At 43.4% G+C, this 19,075-nt stretch carries 22 protein-coding genes and 2 tRNA genes; 10 read left to right on the forward strand and 14 right to left on the reverse strand.

Going from position 1 to position 19,075, the window contains the following annotated elements; genetic code table 11:
- The first annotated feature begins 35 nt into the window (after positions 1-35).
- The gene (locus tag R3D86_02860) at positions 36-809 is read left to right on the forward strand and encodes an NAD kinase (GenBank protein ID MEZ5757144.1); all 774 of its coding nucleotides are present in this window, start codon (positions 36-38) and stop codon (positions 807-809) included.
- Positions 810-811: 2 nt separating this feature from the next.
- On the opposite strand, the gene R3D86_02865 is transcribed toward R3D86_02860, so the two are convergent.
- The 4 genes from R3D86_02865 to R3D86_02880 all read right to left on the reverse strand — a co-directional run bounded on the left by R3D86_02865 (position 812) and on the right by R3D86_02880 (position 4,913).
- Positions 812-2,485, reverse strand: a complete 1,674-nt coding sequence (locus tag R3D86_02865) for a PAS domain-containing sensor histidine kinase (GenBank protein ID MEZ5757145.1) — start codon at positions 2,483-2,485, stop codon at positions 812-814.
- 48 nt (positions 2,486-2,533) lie between these two features.
- Entirely contained in the window at positions 2,534-3,655 is a 1,122-nt protein-coding gene (locus R3D86_02870) for a DUF2336 domain-containing protein (GenBank protein MEZ5757146.1), read from the reverse strand.
- 292 nt (positions 3,656-3,947) lie between these two features.
- Positions 3,948-4,034, reverse strand: a tRNA-Leu gene (locus R3D86_02875).
- 123 nt (positions 4,035-4,157) lie between these two features.
- Positions 4,158-4,913, reverse strand: a complete 756-nt coding sequence (locus tag R3D86_02880; protein ID MEZ5757147.1) for a molybdopterin-binding protein — start codon at positions 4,911-4,913, stop codon at positions 4,158-4,160.
- Positions 4,914-4,965: 52 nt separating this feature from the next.
- On the opposite strand from R3D86_02880, the gene sfsA reads away from it, so the two are divergent.
- From sfsA to R3D86_02905, 5 genes are all read left to right on the forward strand, one after another.
- On the forward strand, positions 4,966-5,679 hold the full coding sequence (sfsA, locus tag R3D86_02885) for a DNA/RNA nuclease SfsA (GenBank protein MEZ5757148.1): 714 nt from the start codon (positions 4,966-4,968) through the stop codon (positions 5,677-5,679).
- Positions 5,676-6,497 carry a type I methionyl aminopeptidase gene (map, locus tag R3D86_02890; GenBank protein ID MEZ5757149.1) on the forward strand — a complete coding sequence of 274 codons (822 nt, stop codon included), beginning with the start codon at positions 5,676-5,678 and terminating at the stop codon, positions 6,495-6,497. The genes sfsA and map overlap by 4 nt, the downstream gene beginning before the upstream one ends.
- A complete protein-coding gene (gene radC / locus R3D86_02895; protein MEZ5757150.1) occupies positions 6,490-7,164 on the forward strand; it encodes a DNA repair protein RadC in 675 nt (224 codons plus the stop codon). Before map ends, radC begins: the two co-directional genes overlap by 8 nt.
- Positions 7,165-7,339: 175 nt before the next feature.
- A complete protein-coding gene (locus R3D86_02900) occupies positions 7,340-7,732 on the forward strand; it encodes a hypothetical protein (GenBank protein MEZ5757151.1) in 393 nt (130 codons plus the stop codon).
- 54 nt (positions 7,733-7,786) lie between these two features.
- Entirely contained in the window at positions 7,787-8,632 is an 846-nt protein-coding gene (locus R3D86_02905) for an SUMF1/EgtB/PvdO family nonheme iron enzyme (GenBank protein MEZ5757152.1), read from the forward strand.
- Between the two features lie 124 nt (positions 8,633-8,756).
- Here the strand turns inward: R3D86_02905 and alr are convergent, their stop codons facing one another.
- On the reverse strand, positions 8,757-9,992 hold the full coding sequence (gene alr, locus R3D86_02910; protein ID MEZ5757153.1) for an alanine racemase: 1,236 nt from the start codon (positions 9,990-9,992) through the stop codon (positions 8,757-8,759).
- A gap of 90 nt (positions 9,993-10,082) precedes the next feature.
- Between alr and R3D86_02915 the strand changes: the two genes are divergently transcribed.
- Positions 10,083-10,442 carry an MmcQ/YjbR family DNA-binding protein gene (locus R3D86_02915; protein ID MEZ5757154.1) on the forward strand — a complete coding sequence of 120 codons (360 nt, stop codon included), beginning with the start codon at positions 10,083-10,085 and terminating at the stop codon, positions 10,440-10,442.
- Positions 10,443-10,485: 43 nt separating this feature from the next.
- Here the strand turns inward: R3D86_02915 and R3D86_02920 are convergent.
- Positions 10,486-10,562: transfer RNA gene (locus R3D86_02920), tRNA-Pro, on the reverse strand.
- Positions 10,563-10,672: 110 nt separating this feature from the next.
- Between R3D86_02920 and R3D86_02925 the strand changes: the two genes are divergently transcribed.
- Both R3D86_02925 and R3D86_02930 read left to right on the forward strand, forming a co-directional pair.
- Positions 10,673-11,161: a hypothetical protein gene (locus tag R3D86_02925; GenBank protein ID MEZ5757155.1), complete on the forward strand. Its 489-nt coding sequence runs from the start codon at positions 10,673-10,675 to the stop codon at positions 11,159-11,161.
- Positions 11,162-11,305: 144 nt separating this feature from the next.
- Positions 11,306-12,616: a hypothetical protein gene (locus tag R3D86_02930; GenBank protein ID MEZ5757156.1), complete on the forward strand. Its 1,311-nt coding sequence runs from the start codon at positions 11,306-11,308 to the stop codon at positions 12,614-12,616.
- 18 nt (positions 12,617-12,634) lie between these two features.
- Here the strand turns inward: R3D86_02930 and R3D86_02935 are convergent, their stop codons facing one another.
- The 6 genes from R3D86_02935 to R3D86_02960 form a co-directional block, all read right to left on the reverse strand.
- Positions 12,635-13,054: a MerR family transcriptional regulator gene (locus R3D86_02935; GenBank protein ID MEZ5757157.1), complete on the reverse strand. Its 420-nt coding sequence runs from the start codon at positions 13,052-13,054 to the stop codon at positions 12,635-12,637.
- A 78-nt stretch (positions 13,055-13,132) separates the two neighbouring features.
- Positions 13,133-13,441 carry an integration host factor subunit alpha gene (locus R3D86_02940; protein ID MEZ5757158.1) on the reverse strand — a complete coding sequence of 103 codons (309 nt, stop codon included), beginning with the start codon at positions 13,439-13,441 and terminating at the stop codon, positions 13,133-13,135.
- A 125-nt stretch (positions 13,442-13,566) separates the two neighbouring features.
- The gene (locus R3D86_02945; GenBank protein ID MEZ5757159.1) at positions 13,567-14,544 is read right to left on the reverse strand and encodes a beta-ketoacyl-ACP synthase III; all 978 of its coding nucleotides are present in this window, start codon (positions 14,542-14,544) and stop codon (positions 13,567-13,569) included.
- On the reverse strand, positions 14,544-15,638 hold the full coding sequence (gene plsX, locus R3D86_02950) for a phosphate acyltransferase PlsX (protein MEZ5757160.1): 1,095 nt from the start codon (positions 15,636-15,638) through the stop codon (positions 14,544-14,546). The genes R3D86_02945 and plsX overlap by 1 nt, the downstream gene beginning before the upstream one ends.
- 114 nt (positions 15,639-15,752) lie before the next feature.
- Complete coding sequence (locus R3D86_02955) at positions 15,753-16,328, reverse strand: DUF177 domain-containing protein (protein ID MEZ5757161.1); 576 nt, start codon at positions 16,326-16,328, stop codon at positions 15,753-15,755.
- Positions 16,321-16,878: a ubiquinol-cytochrome C chaperone family protein gene (locus tag R3D86_02960; protein MEZ5757162.1), complete on the reverse strand. Its 558-nt coding sequence runs from the start codon at positions 16,876-16,878 to the stop codon at positions 16,321-16,323. The genes R3D86_02955 and R3D86_02960 overlap by 8 nt, the downstream gene beginning before the upstream one ends.
- Before the next feature lie 236 nt (positions 16,879-17,114).
- Between R3D86_02960 and bamE the strand changes: the two genes are divergently transcribed.
- Positions 17,115-17,576, forward strand: coding sequence for an outer membrane protein assembly factor BamE (gene bamE, locus R3D86_02965; protein ID MEZ5757163.1), 462 nt, complete (start codon positions 17,115-17,117; stop codon positions 17,574-17,576).
- Here bamE and R3D86_02970 read toward each other — a convergent pair.
- On the reverse strand, positions 17,573-18,085 hold the full coding sequence (locus R3D86_02970) for a hypothetical protein (GenBank protein ID MEZ5757164.1): 513 nt from the start codon (positions 18,083-18,085) through the stop codon (positions 17,573-17,575). The two genes, bamE and R3D86_02970, sit on opposite strands and share 4 nt — an antisense overlap.
- Positions 18,086-18,100: 15 nt before the next feature.
- On the reverse strand, positions 18,101-19,075 hold the full coding sequence (gene thiL / locus R3D86_02975) for a thiamine-phosphate kinase (protein ID MEZ5757165.1): 975 nt from the start codon (positions 19,073-19,075) through the stop codon (positions 18,101-18,103).

The following is a 19,075-nucleotide window of genomic DNA, read 5'->3' on the forward strand; positions in this document are numbered from 1 at the left end:
CGCAATTATTTATTTTACATGCAGTTAGGTAAATCATGTCCCAAACCGACATTAAGCTTGCATTGGTAAATGGCGACAGTGAAGCCGCAACCAGATCAGCTGAACAGATCAGAAAGCTTTATAATTTTGTGCCCGTGGATCAGGCCGATGTAATTGTTGCACTCGGCGGTGACGGCTTTATGCTTCATCTGCTTCATGAATTTCTTCATCTTGAAATACCGATTTTTGGAATGAATTTGGGAACTGTCGGATTTCTGCTTAATGAATTCAATCCGGACGATCTGATTAATCGCATTAAAAATGCCATTCCCGTTAAAATGCATCCATTAAATATGGTTGCCGTCACCGTCGATAATCAGGTAACGGAGGCACTCGCTTTTAACGAAGTTTCTTTACTTCGCGAGACAAGGCAGACTGCAAAAATTAAAATTTATGTTGATAATAAACTCCGGCTGGAAGAGCTCGCCTGCGATGGCGTGCTTATATCTACTCCGGCAGGCAGTACAGCCTATAACCTGTCAGCGCATGGCCCGATTATCCCCATGAACGCCAATATTCTTGCCCTGACACCGATCAGTGCCTTCAGACCTCGCCGGTGGCGCGGCGCTTTGATGTCACAGGATGTGGAAATTAAACTTGAAATTTGTCATCCGCAAAAACGGCCGGTTAGCGCGGTTGCCGATACGATTGAAGTAAGAAATGTTATGTATGTTACTGTCAGGCAGGATCAGTCAATAACAAAAACGCTATTGTTTGACAAAGATCATACGCTTGAGGAGCGCATTTTAACGGAACAATTTATTGGCTGAACTTATCCGGCAAGCGGTAAGAGTACTGTAAACTCAGAGCCTTCACCCACTCTGCTTTTCAGAAGAATATCCCCGCCCATCTGTTTGGCCAGATGCTTTGAAATATGAAGGCCAAGCCCCGTTCCTTCTTCCTTACGTGAATAAATATGACCACGGTCCTGATGGAATTTTTCAAACACAAGTTCCTGTTGTTCAGGTGAAATTCCAATCCCCGTATCCCAGATCGTGATGCCAATAATATCCTCAGTAACATTTTCTAGCCGGACACCAATTTTGCCGCCTTCAGGGGTAAACTTAACGGCGTTACTCAACAGGTTAACGAATACCTGGGTAACGCGCCTACTATCAACGAAGATATCCTTGTCTTCTTTAACCCTTACCATACTGGTGTCGATATTCTTATTATCTGCACTGATAACGACCAGGTTTAGTGCTTTTTCAATTACTTGCTTGAGTGAAACATTTTCCGTATCCAGCTGAATTTTTCCGCTTTCAAGAACGGCGACATCAAGAATGTCATTTATCAGATGAAGCAGATGTCGTCCTGCATTCATGATATCATTGCTATAGGAAATATACTGATCATTCAGCTCACCAAACGCCTGCATGCTCATCGCTTCTGCAAATCCTATAATGGCATTGAGTGGCGTTCTGAGCTCATGGCTCATAGCGGCAAGAAAATCGCTTTTTGCTTCCAGTGCCGCTTCCGCCTGTTTGGTCGCAATATCAAGCTGAGCCCTTTTATCTTTCAAGTCATAAAGCGTATCTTCAAGGGATTTCTGCATTTTTTCTGCTCTTGCCCTTGCCTTATAACTTTCAGTGACATCGGTGCCGGCCCCCCTGAAGCCGTGAAATTCACCACTTTCCACATCAAACATTGGAACACCACTGAGGAATATATAAATATCTTCGCCTTCCTGACCCTCCAGAACCAGAAGCTGATCCCTGAATGGTGCATTTTTGTTCATAAATGAACTGCTTTCTATTTTTTCACCTTCAAAACCGTTTTTCAGCTCACCAATGTCATCAATCTGTTTGCCGACCATCAAAAATGACGGAATACCGGTAATCGCCGTAAAACGGTTTGAGACATATGTCAGTTTCATCGATTTATCGACTTCCCAGTACCAGTCCGAGGTCGCACGGGCAAAATCACGGTAGCGCTGTTCCGTCAGTGTTGAATCCTCGGCATTGCTGACTTTATATTGTTCAGTACAGTCCGTATAGGTGCCCCCCACCGCAATCACATAACCGTCATCATCACAAATGGGGAAATGACGTGATCTGTACTGGCGTATGTTGCCATGAATATGAATAGACTCTTCAACGGTTACACTGCTGCGGGTCAGCTGGACTTCATTCAATATGGAAATAAGACTTGGTGGTAATTTATAATCGCCGTCCGCTTTATGAACCATGCCGCCAATTGATTCACTGTCACTAACAAGGGCGCGATAGCCATCATTGACATAAACCAACTCACCGCCGATCGTTGATACGTAAAGGGGAACCATATCGTCAAATTTCATTTTTGCCAGAAGCGAATGAATTTGTTCTTTTACGGTTGGATGCTCACTTTTGCTGAGCTGGGTTTTAACCAGCTTCTCAGCCCGTAGCTTCTCCACGATTTCAAGCGGAATAATCGTTTTATCTGTTATGTTATTTACATTACGCACTTTACATTCCTATATTTTTCAATGCCATTCTGCATTTACGAGCAAAACTTAACTCGCATCCTTAAGCTGCATCTGGGCCTGCTGGTAACTAAAATCTCGCTGCCAATAGCGAACAGCAGCCCTTGCATTTGCCGGTTTTATTCTATCATATAAACTCAACATCGCATTTAAAATCGACGTTGAACGGGCTTTCGGCCCGCTGTTGGTTTGTAAAATCAACAGAAACATCGTTGAAAATTGGCTTTTTTCAAGGCCTATAGCTCTTGAAATCACAGCAAGGCTCTCATCATTCCTTTCACGAAGAACCCGCCAGATAATTTTGACACTGAGCCCGCTAAGCTCCGCAAGAGCCGCAACGGCCACATTGATTCGCTCCTGCCTTAACGATGTTACCACAAAATCGAAATTCAGTTTTCTCTGCTCCGCCAGGTTTTTAACCAGGTGAATTGCCTTGCTCATCACCCCTTCTTTTTCATCATGTTTGTTGACGATTTTCTTGGTCACCATTTCAAGGGCATCATCCAGAATGGTCTGATCCACATCGAATTCCGCTACAATTTTCCGTCTGAGCGCCGCAGATACCCACCAGTACATTTTATGGGCAAGCTCAAAAGTAAGGTCATTCCGGTTAAGGAGCGGTTCCTGAAAACGATCAACAGAACGGGATTCCTGAACAAGATAATCAATTGATGCCCTTGAAAGTTCGGCATTCTCATTTCGCACCAGTGCCTCAATAACATCGATGCTGCCATGCTCAATAAGCTCCTTTGAGACCTCGGTACTGACATGGGCACGAATAGCAATGGCCAATCTGTGGGCATCCGTACGGTTGCGAATCGTTTCGATCAGATCCTCATCTTTTAAAAGCGAACTTTTTTCAAGAACCGGACGGGCAACTTCAATATGATCATTGGCAAGCATCGTCACCAGCTCTGGTGACATTTCTTCTGATTCAGCCAATCGCTCTGCCAGATCCTTACGGATCGCTCTTTCGACACTTTTTAAAAGTTTGACCATAATATCATTCATCAGGACACGTTCATGCTCGTTCAGTCGTCCTTCCGAGGACAGGAACAGATCAGAAATATTTTCCATCAGGATTTTTTTTGATCCCGAGGAATTTTCCTGCGCCAGTTTGATCAGGCCTTGTGAAGAATATTTATCTGTCATTTTAAATACTTAGCTGTAATCCCTGTAATCCCCTGCTGACTTTCATAAGCTTACCGTTTTAAAGAAAACCTGAAAGGAACATTTTTACATATACAAGGTTAACAAATTATAAAAATCCTTTTATTCCAACTGCTTCAATTAAGAAAATTAGCAGAAATAATTAGATTTATTAACCATAAGGCAGCCACTTACATTGAAGCATAGAGCATTGGAAGCAAATATTTATGAAAGTGAATGAATTTATTTTTGTAAAAATTAAATAAAATCAAATAGTTATGAAGATAGATTAATATGGTGCGCTCGGCCGGACTTGAACCGGCAAGCCCGTGAGGGCGGCAGATTTTAAGTCTGCTGTGTTTACCAATTTCACCACGAGCGCCTGTAAAATCGTGATTGATAAAACGATAAGAGGGTATGCCATATATTATTCATGAATGGAACCATGAGTTTTGCTTTTTTTCAACTTTTTTAATTTTTATATCAAAATTGGCAGATTTCCCAATTAATCTGGGGCCTCGCCCATGAAAAATTCCACGCCGCTTTCGTTGATTTTGCTCTTTAATAATGCAAGCGCCCCATCAACCTCTGAAAGAACAGGTGAGCGAAGCACAAATGTCGCGCCATAGGTGCCGCCTTTGTAAAATGGGTAGCTTCCGATCGTCAGATTTTCAAACTGGTCTTCAATTTCAGACAGAATATCGGCAAACTGACTTTCTCCGGCAAAAACATGAATGGCTTTTGATGATATTTTTGCACCACCGGAAATCCGGTTCTCAACATCAAGCAGCATGCTTTGCATAACAACCGGAATTCCGGCAAGGACAAATACATTGTCAAGCTGAAAACCGGGTGCCGCGCTGACCGGATTTTTGATCAGGCTTGCCCCTTCCGGAATCATCGCCATCCTGAGCCGTGCTTCCGTCATATTGTCTTTCCCTATATTATCTTCCAATAGTTTTCTTGCTTTTTCATTTAATGAGAATTTGACCCCAAAAGCTGCTGCGACATTGGCCGCCGTTATATCATCATGTGTCGGGCCGATACCGCCGGTGGTGAAAACATAATCAAAAGCCTTCCGACAATCATTAACGGTTTTCTGGATGCGTGTCGCATCATCGGGAATGACCCTGACTTCATCAAGGATAATGCCAAGTCCGCCTAACCAGTTGGCAATATAATTTATATTGGCGTCCCGGGTGCGGCCGGAAAGGATTTCATCGCCAATAACGATAAGCGCTGCTTTAACTTTTTTTACCATTCTTCCATCAACTTAATTGAATAAATTTGTTTATATGATTATATCCTAACTTATGAATTATGAACATGACCTTTTAAAAGGCACCCTGATAAAAAGATATAAACGCTTTCTTGCCGACGTCAAACTGGACAGCGGCGAGATTGTCACCGCACACTGCGCCAACAGTGGCTCCATGATGGGCCTTAAGGACGAGGGCTTCCCGGTCTGGCTATCCCCGGCCACCAACCCCAAAGCCAAACTTTCCTATAAATGGGAACTGGTTCAGGCGGGGGATGCTTTGGTCGGAATTAATACCTCCCTTCCTAACCGCATTGTTGAAGAAGCCATATTGAGCGGTAAAATTGCCGAGCTGCAGGGCTATCAGAATTTACGCCGCGAAATGAAATACGGCCAGAACAGCCGCATTGATATATTTTTAAGCGATCATAATGACGGCAACCCCGACTGCTATGTCGAGGTTAAAAGCGTCACCCTTAGCCGGGAAAGCGGCATTGGTGAATTTCCCGACGCCGTCACTGCCCGCGGCGCCAAGCATCTGGCCGAATTGGGCGACATGACCGATCAGGGTTTTCGCAGCGTCATGCTTTATCTGGCGCAGAGGGGAGACCTGGAAAAATTCAGGATTGCATCAGACATTGACCCCGCTTATTCAGATGCTTTAAAAACGGCAAAGAAAAAAGGTGTGGAAGCATATTGCTATATATGCGATGTTACTCCAAAAGCAATTAATGTCGGGGAAGCTATTCCCCTATTGGAAATTGAATGAGATACGTAAAAGCATCAGAAGCCCCGATTGAGGCGACAAATGCGATAAAAATATATGATCCGGCTGACTTTGAAGGCATGCGAAAGGCGGGCAATCTGGCCGCACGCACCCTTGATATGATCACGCCGCATGTGGTGCCGGGTGTAACCACGGACGAGCTGGACAGATTATGTGCCGAATTTGTCGCCGATCATGGTGCCATCAGCGCGCCCCTTAATTACCACGGTTTTCCAAAATCAATCTGTACGTCGGTTAATCATGTGGTCTGCCACGGTATTCCGGGGCCTAAAAAATTAAAGGACGGCGATATTATTAATATTGATGTCACGGTCATTGTCGACGGATGGTACGGCGATACTAGCCGCATGTTTTATGTCGGCACCCCCAATGTCAAGGCAAAACGCCTGATCGATATTACCTATGAATGTCTGATGCGCGGCATTGAACAGGTAAAACCCGGCAATACTATGGGTGATATCGGCTACGCCATTCAGGAATATGCCCACAGCCAGCGTTGTAGCGTGGTTGAGGTTTTCTGCGGCCACGGTTTGGGCCGGATATTCCATGACAGCCCCAATGTTCTGCATTATGGCCGCCCGGGCCAGGGGGCCGAACTTAAGGAAGGGATGTTTTTTACCATTGAGCCGATGATTAACCTCGGCACAAAAGATGTGAAGGTTCTTGCCGATGACTGGACCGCGGTGACAAGGGACAAATCCCTTTCCGCGCAGTTTGAACATAGTATGGGGGTAACCGCTGACGGGGTGGAGATTTTCACCCTTTCACCAAAAGGGTTTACCAAACCGCCTTATGACTGATCATAAAGCGGGCCACAGAGAACGCCTTAAGGCACGGTTCCGCAAAGGCGGGGTGGAGGCGTTGGCTGATTATGAACTTCTTGAACTTTTACTGATGACCGCAATCCCGCGCCGCGATGTCAAACCACTGGCCAAGGACCTGATTAATCATTTCGGCTCCTACGCCGAAGTAATCAGCGCAGCCCCGGAACGCTTATCGGAAATTTCCGGTGTCGGTGAAAATGTCATTACCGTTCTAAAACTGACCGAAGCCAGCGCCCAGAAACTGGCCCAGGGCCTTATCCTTGATAAACCGGTGCTCAGCAACTGGCAGGCGCTGATCAATTACTGTTCTGCCCAGATGGCCTATAAGAAAAAGGAACAGTTTCGCGTGCTCTTCCTTGACCGTCAGAACCGGCTGATCAGTGATGAAAAAATGCAGGAAGGCACCATTGATCATACCCCGGTTTACCCGCGGGAAATTATCAAACGCGCACTTGAGCTTGGCTCCACCGCCATTATCCTTGTCCATAATCACCCAAGCGGCGACCCGACTCCAAGCCGCGAAGATATTGAAATGACACGAAAAATTATGGATGCTGGCAACCAGCTCGGCGTCCTTCTTCATGATCATTTGATCATTTCAAAGTCCGGTCACAACAGCTTTAAAACCATGGACCTGATTTAACGATCCATCATCGTCACTCCTGCGAAAGCAGGTGTCCATGAAACCCCTGTCATTTGCTGTCCTCCTGATCAATGGATACCCGCCTGCGCGGGTATGACGGCTTGGAATACAATATTTGATTTTACTGATACGATGGATTAGGCTGAATTTATAAGTCATGACATTGGGGGTATGTTTGTTTATTTTTTCCCGACATTTAAAATTTTTAAGCTTCGCCTTAAAGCTGCCCCTCCTCCTGCTCGCGCTTTGCGGTTGCGCGGCCGGATTTCAGGATTGCGGCCAATATGCCGGTCAGGAAATATACTCTGAAAAATATACTGAATGCCTTGCCGCAAACGGCGATCAGGAAGCGCAGTACCAACTGGGCCTTGCCGCCTATGAAGCCGGGGATACGGACACAGCCATATCATGGCTTAAAAAGTCCGCAAAGCCACGGGATAACCGAACCCCGGTTTTTATCCCAAAAGGTAATAGCGGCGATGTGCGCATAGAGATGAGGGAAACGGGCCTAAGCAAACCCGGTTATATTGAGGCTGAGAGATTGTTGGAAAAGATCAATGAAAATTAAGTTTATACAAGATGAATAAATAATCATAAATACCTGAATAATGGAGCTTGGCGGGTGAATTTTAAAACTTACATAATTTTTTCTTTGTTACTGGCTTTTCTACAGGGATGTTCCTCTGGTGATGATGCACAAATACAGTCAATAGTCGATTGTGATAATTGTCCGGAAATGGTCTTTATCCCGGCCGGAGAATTTATGATGGGGGCACGGCCATATGATAAGAATGCATTTGATTGGGAGCAGAAGCTGCATCGTGTGGTCATTGAAGATGGGTTCTATATGGGAAAATATGAAGTCACTTTTCAACAGTATATGGCCTGTGTCAATGATGGCGGATGCAGTTATTCCCCGCCCAGTAGTTATGATATATGCAAAAAAAACCCCTTCTGTTCAGCATTTAATCGAACAGAAGAGGTGAACGTAAATAGACTGCCTGTCACGGGCATTAATCTTAAGGATGCGATGGAGTATGTAGCGTGGCTGAGTCAAAAGACAGGCAAGGAATACTTAATTCCAACCGAAGAGCAATGGGAATATGCTGCCCGGGGCAATACAGAGACTATATATTGGTGGGGCGATGAAATTGGTGAGGGTAACGCACTGTGTAGTGGTTGTTCATCGAAAGTAGATGAAGATATGCCGGAGCATGTTGGCAATTATGCCCCAAACCATTTTGGGCTATATGATGTAATTGGCAATGCTGCTGAGTTGGTGATGGGCTGCTATAATGCAGATCTAAATCTAAAACCTAATCCAAGAATTGTAAGTGATTGTGATTTGACTGCGGAACGGGGAGGAAGTTGGTGGGACTCGTGGGAATGGGCCAGCCTGTCGGCACGCACCATTATAAAAAAAACAAAGCGTTCTGAATGGAACGGATTCCGCGTTATAAGAAGATAAACAATGATAACGGTCAAATTATTCCGATCTAAATATTACAAGATGGGGGGAATCCGCATATGAGATACCCAACTTCATAATATTAAGAGCTACAGCAAATATTCCTTAAGTTCCCACTTCATCATCAGACCTTAAGCCGGGTCAGATATGGTTTCAGGCAATTGGCTGTATGATAGGCATGGCCGCCGGTCTGGTTTGAATAGTCGGTGTTGGTTATTTCCGCATCCCCGTCACGGCCGATGATGGTGACGATATCGCCGATATTAATCCCCTCCGACCCCGTCACATCAATGATGGTGTGATTGGCGGTGATCATGGCGATCATCGGGTATTTTTTACCCGCGATGATAACATTTGCATTATCCACTGATTTAAGCGAAAAACCGTCGGAATAGCCAAGCGGCAGGGTGACAATCTTCATCGGTTTCATGACCTTATAAGCCTGATGATAACCAATGCTTTCGCCAACTTCCATGTCCTTGATATAAAGCACTCTGGTTTTGACCGAAAGCACCGGTTTTATATCCATATTGGGCAATGGTTCGAGCCCGACAAGAGCGCTACCCGGGCGCACCATATCCAGATGGGCATTGGGGTCATGGTCCACTTCCGCGCTGGAGGCGGCATGACGAATGCCAAGGTCTATCCCCTTTGCTTTGGCGTTATCATAAACCGCATTAAGGCGGGCGATCTGGATGGGGTTGAAATCCGCATCCTCGGTCATGGCGGTCATCAGCCCCTCTATTTTTATGTGGGGGAGCTTTGCCACTTTCTCGACAAAGGCATCGGCCAATTTATAGGGAACACCGACCCGGCCGAGCCCGGTATCCAGCTCGATATGGACTTTGGCAATCCGGCCCAGCTTTCCGGCTTCCTCGTTCAAAATATCAACGGCATCCGAGAAAACAGACTGGCTGATATCATGGGTGATGGCGGTGCGTGCGTCCCGCGCCGAAAAAGGGCCAAGGTTTAAAATCATGCCGCTTACTTTATGGTGGCGGAGATTTTCGGCTTCATCCATTTTGACAACGGCGAAATGGTTGATCCCTTCCATTGCCATGCTAGTCGCCATTTCAATCAGCCCGTGGCCGTAGGCATTGCATTTAATCACCGCCATGATCGGGCGGCCGTCTATTTTCTTCCTCACTTCGGCAATATTATGGTTCAGATTATCGATATTAAGCTCAATCCACGGGTCAAACTGATCTTCAACCGTCTGCGGCGGCGCTTCGGCCATGCCGGAAGCTTGCGCCCGCGCCATGGTGGCGGCGGAACCGCTTAAAATCACCCCGGCAGACAGGCTGCTGGCAAGCTTTAAAAAATCCCGTCTTTTTTCGTCTGATACACCCGGTTTCGGCATAAAATTCCCCTCTGTTATTTTAACGATTAAAAGTTTATCATAGTCGCGGCTAAGGTCAATATTTGCACCGATCAATTATAGGGGGTCACCATGACGTTAGAAGAATTTAACAAATTTTGCAAAAGTCTGAAATCCACCACAAATGTCATTCAGTGGGATGATAACAGTGTCTGGAAAATTGGCGGCAAGATTTTTGCCATTCATTCTTGCGATACTGTTGGTGAGCCACACCGTCTCAGTTTTAAATGCAGCGATCATAATTTTCAGATCTTATGTGAGCTGGACGGGATTGAACCCGCCCCTTACCTCGCCCGGGCGAAATGGGTTCAGATCACGGATGCGGACACTATGAGCGATGATGATTTAAAGGATTATTTAAAATCGGCCTATGACATTATCGCCGCCCGCCTGACAAAAAAACTGCGCGCTGAGCTGGGACTTGATCCATAAAACTAAAAAGGCCCGGCAGTTTTCCACCGGGCCTTATAATGATTGGTCGGAATGACAGGATTTGAACCTGCGACCCCTTGACCCCCAGTCAAGTGCGCTACCATGCTGCGCTACATTCCGTCAAACTGCTGGCAATATAACGACACATCCTTGTCCCTGCAACGGCCAATTGATCTTTTGAATAAATATTTATACCATGGCCGAAGATACAATTATTGCAGGATACTCAGATGATCAGAAAACTCGTTCTCTTCGCAATTCTTACTTTTTCCACGCAAGCCCACGCGCAGAATTTGGAGGATTTCACTGTTGAAAATATCTATTTCCATATGGGCGTGATTGCTGCTTTTGCCGAAGTGGTCAATATGGATGTTAAACAAATTGGCCTTAGTGAAATGTTCACGGAAGAAGAAGCAAGCAAATGGGAACCGGTGGTCAGCCATATTGCCGAGCGCAACGACGTCAAATATTACCGGGAAAATGATTTTCTGGTGACTGACCTGTTTGACCCGGCGAGAACAGAGGGAAAAACGCTTTTTTTAATTTATAAGGGCGATACGCTTGAAAAATATCAGGCCCTAAAGAAGAAAAAGGCAGAAATGATTGCCCAAAATAAATATGACAAAGCAGCAAGACGTGACATAGCCACCGCCTTTGGCAAACTGCTTGATTATTCTGATGCGGTGATAAGTCGCCTGATTGAAGGGCGTAACCCTTAAAATTAATATTGTTATTTCATAATAATTTTATCTAATTTTTAAAGCTCTTTTAAGAGCATGCCAGCTATATTTATGATCAGAAATGGACCGATAAAAGGGTTCTGCCCGTCGGTTCTGTTATTATGATCAGGAATATCATTGGACATGAAAGGCATACTTGATTTTTTTTCTGGCAAATTTACGAATGTGTTTTCCGCCGTAACCCGGAAAAAACATTTTACACCTACTTTTGATATTCAGAATTTTGAAAAACTTATTGCCGTCAGCGACCTTTACCAGTCGGGACAGGTTTATCTGATCAGCCTGCAGTTTATCCATGATGAACTCGGCTCAAGATGGATCAATCATCGCGAAGAGATTGTATCTCTGTTATCAACAAAAATAAAAAATAATATTGGCGATGATGATATTTTCTGTTCACGGTCCGAAATTGATCATCTGGTCGTTTTTACAGATCATTCAAAACCGGATGCAAAACAGATTTGCGGTGATATCCTGAAACAGATTACCATTAAATATCTCGGCAAATCATATGACCATAATATCACCTTGAGGCTTGCCATTGGCCGGCGAAACGGAAAGTTGCTATTTAAGGATGTCGCCTATTCCAGTCAAACAGAAAATGATCTTCAGGAAGAGCGGAAGCGGATGTCGTCTGAAGTCACTCCTAAACTGGAAGCTTTTGCCTCCCCGATTAAAGCTAAAAAGAAACGTCCTTACGAGCTCATTTATAAGCCGATATGGGATAAAAAGAATAATGTTGTCTCTACATTCATGGTGAGTATCAGAAAATCCGGCAAACAGGATATTAATGATCCGGTCACAGGCCCCATTGGTCATAATGCCTTGAAAAACCCATTCTGCCTGGCGTCTATGATTGAGCTTGACCGGTTCATGCTGGATGAAATTATTGAAATGATGCAGGATTTTTTCAAAAACAATTTCCGGGCAATGTTCTCCATCCCCTTGAATTATAAAACATTATTCAATTTGACCCGACTGCATAATTTTCTTTTTCAGTGTCAGTCAATTCCCATTCCCTTAAGAAAATATATCACTTTTTCATTGGCCGGCTTTCCGGATGGTTTCCCGGAAGCCAGAATGCATGAGATTATTACCAGCCTGCTTACATTCTGCCGCGATGTTACAATTGTCTGTGATAAAATTCCAACAGATGTCGGTTATTATAAAGCCTGTGGCATTAAAGGAATTTGCCTTAATATCACTGAAAGAGAGAGAACTTCAGATGCATATCTGAGTAAAATACAGAAACTTGCCATCGAGTGCGCGCGTGAAAATATAAATCTATCTCTTGATGGTATTGATAATTTTGAAGAACTTATGGTTATGAAGGAAACTGAACTGAATTTCATTTCCGGCAATACCATTGGCCGCTACGATGATGCCCCGCACCATATCAAGCCCTTGAATTGGGATGATCTGATTAAGCATTAAGGCAGATAATTTCAATAGCTATGATTTAAGTGCCGCTTTCAGATTTTCACTTACTTCTTCAAGCTTGTCTCTGATTGATGTTAAGGAAACATCGTCTGAATTGGCTATTGCAGGCAGTTCTATGTGCCTTTCCTCATCATCAGCACTGCTCAGAACATAACTTTGCTGAACGACTGCTTTTACCCCATGCTCACGAAGAAGCTTCTGTGCACCTTTGATGGTGTAACCGTCATCATGGAGCAGTCTTCTAATAGCATCAATTACCTCAACATCCTCAGGCCGGTAATACCGGCGTCCGCCACCACGCTTCATAGGTTTGATCTGACTGAATTTACTTTCCCAGAAGCGAAGTACATGCTGAGGAATGCCTATATTGTCAGCAACTTCACTGATGGTTCTGAAGGCATTTGGAGATTTGGCTTGTTTAGAGGCTGACATTTAGCTCAATATCTTTCTGTGCAGCCGCACAGTTGCTTTGTCAAACAACATATTTACAGCCTGCTTACTTCTATTTTTTTACGATTTGCTGACTCTGTCTTTCAAAACCTGTGAAGGTCTGAATACCAGCACTCTTCTAGGCTCAATTGGAACTTCTTCGCCCGTTTTTGGATTGCGGCCAACTCTGCCACCTTTATCACGAACTATAAAACTGCCGAATGAAGATATTTTAACATTGTCACCGTTGGTCAGGTTGGCGGCAATTTCATCAAGCACTGTTTCCACAAGGTCAGCAGACTCGTTTCTGGATAACCCCACTTCCTGATAAACGGCTTCAATTAAATCAGCCCTCGTTACTGTTTTTCCACTCATGTTCCTACCTCTTATTTTTTCTCTAGCCTACTGTAGCAGGATTATACGGTCAATATCAAAGGGATGCGTATAGTTCCTAATAGTCTAGATTATGTGTCAAATTGGGAAAAAAGATAAAAATATCACACTAAATGTAAATATTACCACCTTAGCAGACAAGCACCCCAGGTGAATCCGCCTCCCATGGCTTCCAGAATCACCACTTGACCTTTAGTGATTCGCCCATCCCTGACGGCTTCATCCAGTGCCAGTGGAATGGAAGCGGCAGATGTATTGGCATGCTTATCAACTGTCACAATGACCTTTTCAGGGTCAACCTGCAGCTTTCTTGCCGTTCCGTCGAGGATTCTTTTATTGGCCTGATGCGGGACGATCCAGTCAATATTGTCAGAGGTCATATTGCTGTCTTCCAGCACTTCACCAATGACACCAGCCAGTTTCACAACAGCATGACGGAATACTTCTTTTCCTTTCATCCGAAGATAGCCAACAGTTCCGGTAGATGACACCCCGCCATCAACATAAAGAAGATCGTTATATGTTCCATCGGAATGTATGCGTGATGCCAGAATGCCACGGTCATTGTTATTTCCTGCACCATTATGGGCGGAAAGTATAACGGCCCCTGCGCCATCACCAAACAGAACACAGGTGGTACGATCTTCCCAGTCTAAAATCCGTGAAAAAGTCTCAGCACCAATTACAAGTGCATGTTTCGATTGTCCGGCCTTGATAAAATTATCGGCAACCGTCAATGCATAAACGAAACCAGAACAGACGGCTTGTACATCAAAAGCGGCGCCACTCGTATTGCCCAGTTTATATTGAACCGTTGTCGCTGTAGACGGGAATGTCTGATCCGCCGTCGATGTGGCAACGACGATCAGGTCAATATCTGATGCCTCAAGTTTTGCACTTTCCAGAGCTTTTAGTGCAGCATTTACAGCAAGATCTGATGTAACCTCTGTGTCAGACGCTATATGGCGTTGATGGATTCCAGTTCTTTCAATAATCCATTCATCAGACGTATCAACTTTTTTTTCCAGCTCTTTGTTGGTAAGTATTCTTTCAGGAAGATATGACCCTGTGCCGGAAACGACAGAACGTATTACGCCCATTATTTGTGTTCCTTGATGTTCATTTCAACAATTGTGTCATCATTTTCGGCCAATTGATCATCATCCTGTTCAGCTGCTGTACTGTTAAAATTTTTCAAATCCCGGGTTATTTTACCCGCCAGATCATTTTCTGCCATATCTATAGCAACGCCGATCGCACTGGCAAAGCCTTTTGCTGATGCACCACCATGGCTCTTAATCACCAGTCCATTAAGCCCCATAAATACGGCACCATTGTGATTATTAGGATCAAGATGATTTTTGAGCGCCATCAAAGAAGAACTGGCAAACAGCGCGCCAATTTTTGAAAGCAGGGACTCGTTTAAAGATCTTTTCAGAAGGTTTGCAATCATTTTTGCTGTACCTTCTGCTGTTTTAAGAGCGATATTTCCTGTAAAACCATCGGTCACGACTACGTCAACAACCCCACCACCAAGACCATGGCCTTCTGTGAAGCCTTTATAATCCATCGGAATATTTGCTTCACGTAAAATACGGTCAGCATTCTTGATAGCATCGCTTCCTTTTAGCTCCTCAACACCGACATTGAGAATAGCAACAGTAGGCTTGGAAACACCAAGAACCGTTCTTGCAAAAGCAGCACCCATAATCGCAAACTGGACAAGATTATTTTCATCACATTCCACATTCGCACCTAAGTCCAGCATAACGCTTTCCCCGCGATTTGTGGGAATGAGCGTTGCAAGTGCAGGACGATCGATCCCAGGCATCGTTCTTAAAATAAATTTGGCAAGTGCCATCTGGGCCCCTGTGTTGCCCGCAAGGACTGCCGCCTGCGCCTGACCGTCTTTTACTGACTGAATTGTCTGTCCCATGCTGCTGTCGCGACCACGTCGAAGGGCCTGACTGGGTTTTTCATCGGCTGAAATAACCTTGTCAGTATGATGGACTTCACAACAACCTTTTAATATCGGGTAACGGGTAAGCAACGGAACAATTTTCGTTTCGTCGCCAAAGATGAGAAAGCGTACATACGGCACTCTTTCCCGGGCAATACTCGCCCCCTCAATAACAATATCGGGAGCGTGATCACCACCCATTGCATCTAATGAAATTATAAGTTCACGCGTCAAAGCATACCCTTATTCTATAATCTTTTTATTAATATCATAAATCATATTATATCAGAACCGTTAACAACAGGTTCATCATGCTATCTGTTTAAAATATAGTAATAAACTTTATCTTCAAGTTTTATGTTTAAGGTCTTTCAAAACTTCAAACGGGTTTTTCTTTTCAGGGATAGTATTTAACTGATCATCCGTTACCAGCTTATAACCCAACTTATCTCTATCTATATCTTCCCGCCTAGGATACGGGTTCATAGAAAGCGATAAGTATTCGGCAATATATTCACCTATATCAACGACTTTATCATGTATAAATACGATATCCTCTTCCTCTGCATCAAAATCAATTTCCTTAGACTGAGCATCTTCAACTTCAGATGATGATATTCTTTTAAAAATAATTGAGAAATTCTCTTTAATTGATTCGTTTACATCCTCAAGCGTCATTACACACTGCTGAATAATTTCTGCTTCCATTTCAACATGAAGGCTATAATCGCCAAATATTTTTTCATCCAGTTTCTTTAATTCGCATCTTGCATTCAGGCTTATCACGGCAGGAATGGAAAATCTTTCTGCAAGCTTTTCACCTTCCTCCTCTGTGGCCGAATATTCAACCTTACTGCCATCTTTTTTGATCAGTTCGAGGTTAAATAGTCTGCTGAATTCATTTTCAATTTCTGAATCAGTCATTTTTGATCCCCACTGGTTTTAGAAAGGTAATTTTTCCTTCCATTATGTCCAAAATTGGCTGTTTGGAAACTTCCTGCCGCATTTTAAAGATATAGGCAGAAAAATGACTTAAAATCTTTTTATCAGTCTCGTTGCCCCGATAGATATTTCTTTTTAATGCTTCTGACATTTCTTCAGAATTCTCAGATAAAAATAACGCCTGATAAGCTTTTACCCTTCCATAAAACGCTTCAGCCATAACCTTGATTTTTTTGCCAACGCCCAAATCTCCCACACCAATTTCCCGCAAAGTTAGATCAAGATTATCAAACATAATTTCCTGAACTATACGCCTAAGTTTCATCGCTTCCGGGACTTCATCACTATGCTTATCCAATTTGTCGAGCAAAATTGCCATATGCAAAACCATCACATCAAATCTGCCATCAATACTGTCAGCAACCCCCATGTCGGCATAAAAAAACGGAAGCCGCGACTGTTCGATAATCGACAGAAATAAACCCTGACCGCTATCATTCAGTCTTTTTTCTTTAAACAAAAAACCAAACATAAAAATTTTCTTTCTCAAATTTCATATAATAGCAATAAAATGGCGGTTCTAATTCATATTTTCTAAAAATCATATACTAAATTATTGACTAGCCACCTTGCAAATGCCATTTTGTTGCCTGAATTAGAATTCAACATGTATGTTGCTTTGAATTTTTGAATGTGGATTAACATGCAGTATCCTAAACAGCAATGAATTCCAGAGTGAGAAAGCTAAAAAATTAGCCTGTGATCAATATGAAAAAAACTTTAACCAATTTTATCTTTGCTTCTTTGTTGGTCACTTTTCTTACAGGATGCTCCACTATTAAAGCTTATCACGGTTACATTCCCGATCCTGAAAAGGTCGATGCAATCAGAGAAGATATTGATACCAAACAGTCTGTTGTAGCCATGCTGGGAGATCCCACTATGAAAGCCACGTTTGATGATAATAACTGGTATTATTATAACAAAAGAACGGAGCGCTGGGCATTTTTCAAAGAAAAGGTTGTTGAGATGAATATTCTGGCAATTACCTTTGATAACGAAGATTATGTTTCAGACATTAAACACTATACGGTTGCCGACAATAAAGTTATTGATCCCGTTTCAAAAAAGACAATTACACATGGACGGGATGTTAATTTTCTTGCTGAATTATTTGGAAATATTGGTCGTTTTGGTTCTGCGACCGGAGGGCCACAGGCAGGAAACTAAATATTCCTGCTCTGTGTAATGACTACTCGGGATACAATTTCTTTATTTAATTCATCGTCAACAAACCCTTTGATTTTTTCTGATAATTTATCAAAATCAACAATGCGCGGGTTATCATCGCGACCGACAGAATTTACGCTGTAGTAACGCAATAGCGCATCCCGAAAGATAAGAATGTTTTTTACAACAAGCATTTTGTCTTTATTACCGACCACTTCAATTGACACATCCATAAGGGCATAATTTAAAATTTTACCATCATAGAATAATGGCAATTGCAGTCTTTCCATTCTCGCATATTGATAGTCAGGTAATTCGGGCTCTTTTTCCTCGACAATCTTTTCTTCCTGAACGTCTTGTGCTGTTTCATGCGGTTGCATGATAAAAAAGCCAGCTGCGCTTCCCCCACCGACAATAAGGCCTGCGACCAGGCCTAAAATCAGTAATTTTTTGCTACCGTTATTTGTCTTTTCCTGTTCGTTATTTTGCTGTACTTCTTCATCAGCCATACTTCATTCCCGGTCTTAGAAATGACTGAAGCCCCGTTTTTCATATTTTATTTCGGTGCCTTCGTCATCCAATAATATCACGTTCTGACTTTTGGTAATCTTCCCTATCTTTGTCAGTTTTATAGCCAACTGTTCTGACAGCTTCTCAATCACCCTGTCATTATCTGGTGAAGTGGTGAATAATAATTCATAATCATCACCCCCGCTCCAGATTAGAGAACTATAATCTGCTTTGGTTGCCAAAAGATTACCAAGGGCAAATGAAAACGGAATTTTTTTTGTTTCTATTTCAGCACCGACTTTTGAATGGCGACAAATATGTGAAATATCCCCCAAAAGCCCATCTGATATATCCATCATTGACGTGGCGATTTCCGACAAAGCCTGGCCAAGCCTGATCCTGGGTTCTGGTAAATGATATCGTTTTATCAGATATTCAAATTTTGTCGGGTCCATTTTTTCCTTCAGAACGACCAAACCGGCAGCGGCATCACCCAATGTTCCAGAAACATATATGTCATCGCCAGTTTTTGCCCCTGATCTGGATAGATTTACTGTGCTTCCAGTTTGCCCGATGGCAGTGACAGAAACAGTTATCGGTCCCGTAGTTGACACAGTATCCCCACCCCAAAGTTTCAGCCGATATTTATCCTGATCATCCTTAAGCCCCTCTGCAAATGAAGAAAGCCAATGATCCGGATCAAAATTTTTGTCTGGCAAAGCAATCCCAAGCAGATAACCTAGTGGTTCTGCGCCCATAGACGCCAAGTCAGACAGGTTAACTCTCAAGGCTTTTTGGGCGATTAGATAAGGATCATCATGTTCAAAGAAATGCTTACCACCAACCAGCATATCTTTCGTAAAAATCAAATTTTTGTTTGGTTCCGGAGAATAAATTGCGGCATCATTTGATAACGAGAATGCCGGGGCTCCTGTCGTGCTTAAAGGAGCAAAATATTTTTCTATAAGGTCAAATTCTGATTTTGACAG

The organism is Emcibacteraceae bacterium (assembly GCA_041396985.1).
In the GTDB taxonomy this organism is placed as follows: domain Bacteria; phylum Pseudomonadota; class Alphaproteobacteria; order Sphingomonadales; family Emcibacteraceae; genus Pseudemcibacter.

Bases quoted from the DNA above. Each gene is read 5' to 3' on its own strand.
- alr (MEZ5757153.1), bottom strand. From the start codon at position 9,992: ATGCCGAAACCGGGTGTATCAGACGAAAAAAGACGGGATTTTTTAAAG.
- R3D86_02945 (MEZ5757159.1), bottom strand. From the start codon at position 14,544: ATGGGCGTAATACGTTCTGTCGTTTCCGGCACAGGGTCATATCTTCCT.
- map (MEZ5757149.1), top strand. From the start codon at position 5,676: ATGAGATACGTAAAAGCATCAGAAGCCCCGATTGAGGCGACAAATGCG.
- R3D86_02955 (MEZ5757161.1), bottom strand. From the start codon at position 16,328: ATGACTGATTCAGAAATTGAAAATGAATTCAGCAGACTATTTAACCTC.
- R3D86_02930 (MEZ5757156.1), top strand. From the start codon at position 11,306: ATGAAAGGCATACTTGATTTTTTTTCTGGCAAATTTACGAATGTGTTT.
- R3D86_02935 (MEZ5757157.1), bottom strand. From the start codon at position 13,054: ATGTCAGCCTCTAAACAAGCCAAATCTCCAAATGCCTTCAGAACCATC.
- sfsA (MEZ5757148.1), top strand. From the start codon at position 4,966: ATGAATTATGAACATGACCTTTTAAAAGGCACCCTGATAAAAAGATAT.
- R3D86_02970 (MEZ5757164.1), bottom strand. From the start codon at position 18,085: ATGGCTGATGAAGAAGTACAGCAAAATAACGAACAGGAAAAGACAAAT.
- radC (MEZ5757150.1), top strand. From the start codon at position 6,490: ATGACTGATCATAAAGCGGGCCACAGAGAACGCCTTAAGGCACGGTTC.
- R3D86_02925 (MEZ5757155.1), top strand. From the start codon at position 10,673: ATGATCAGAAAACTCGTTCTCTTCGCAATTCTTACTTTTTCCACGCAA.
- R3D86_02915 (MEZ5757154.1), top strand. From the start codon at position 10,083: ATGACGTTAGAAGAATTTAACAAATTTTGCAAAAGTCTGAAATCCACC.
- R3D86_02880 (MEZ5757147.1), bottom strand. From the start codon at position 4,913: ATGGTAAAAAAAGTTAAAGCAGCGCTTATCGTTATTGGCGATGAAATC.
- R3D86_02860 (MEZ5757144.1), top strand. From the start codon at position 36: ATGTCCCAAACCGACATTAAGCTTGCATTGGTAAATGGCGACAGTGAA.
- R3D86_02870 (MEZ5757146.1), bottom strand. From the start codon at position 3,655: ATGACAGATAAATATTCTTCACAAGGCCTGATCAAACTGGCGCAGGAA.
- R3D86_02960 (MEZ5757162.1), bottom strand. From the start codon at position 16,878: ATGTTTGGTTTTTTGTTTAAAGAAAAAAGACTGAATGATAGCGGTCAG.
- bamE (MEZ5757163.1), top strand. From the start codon at position 17,115: ATGAAAAAAACTTTAACCAATTTTATCTTTGCTTCTTTGTTGGTCACT.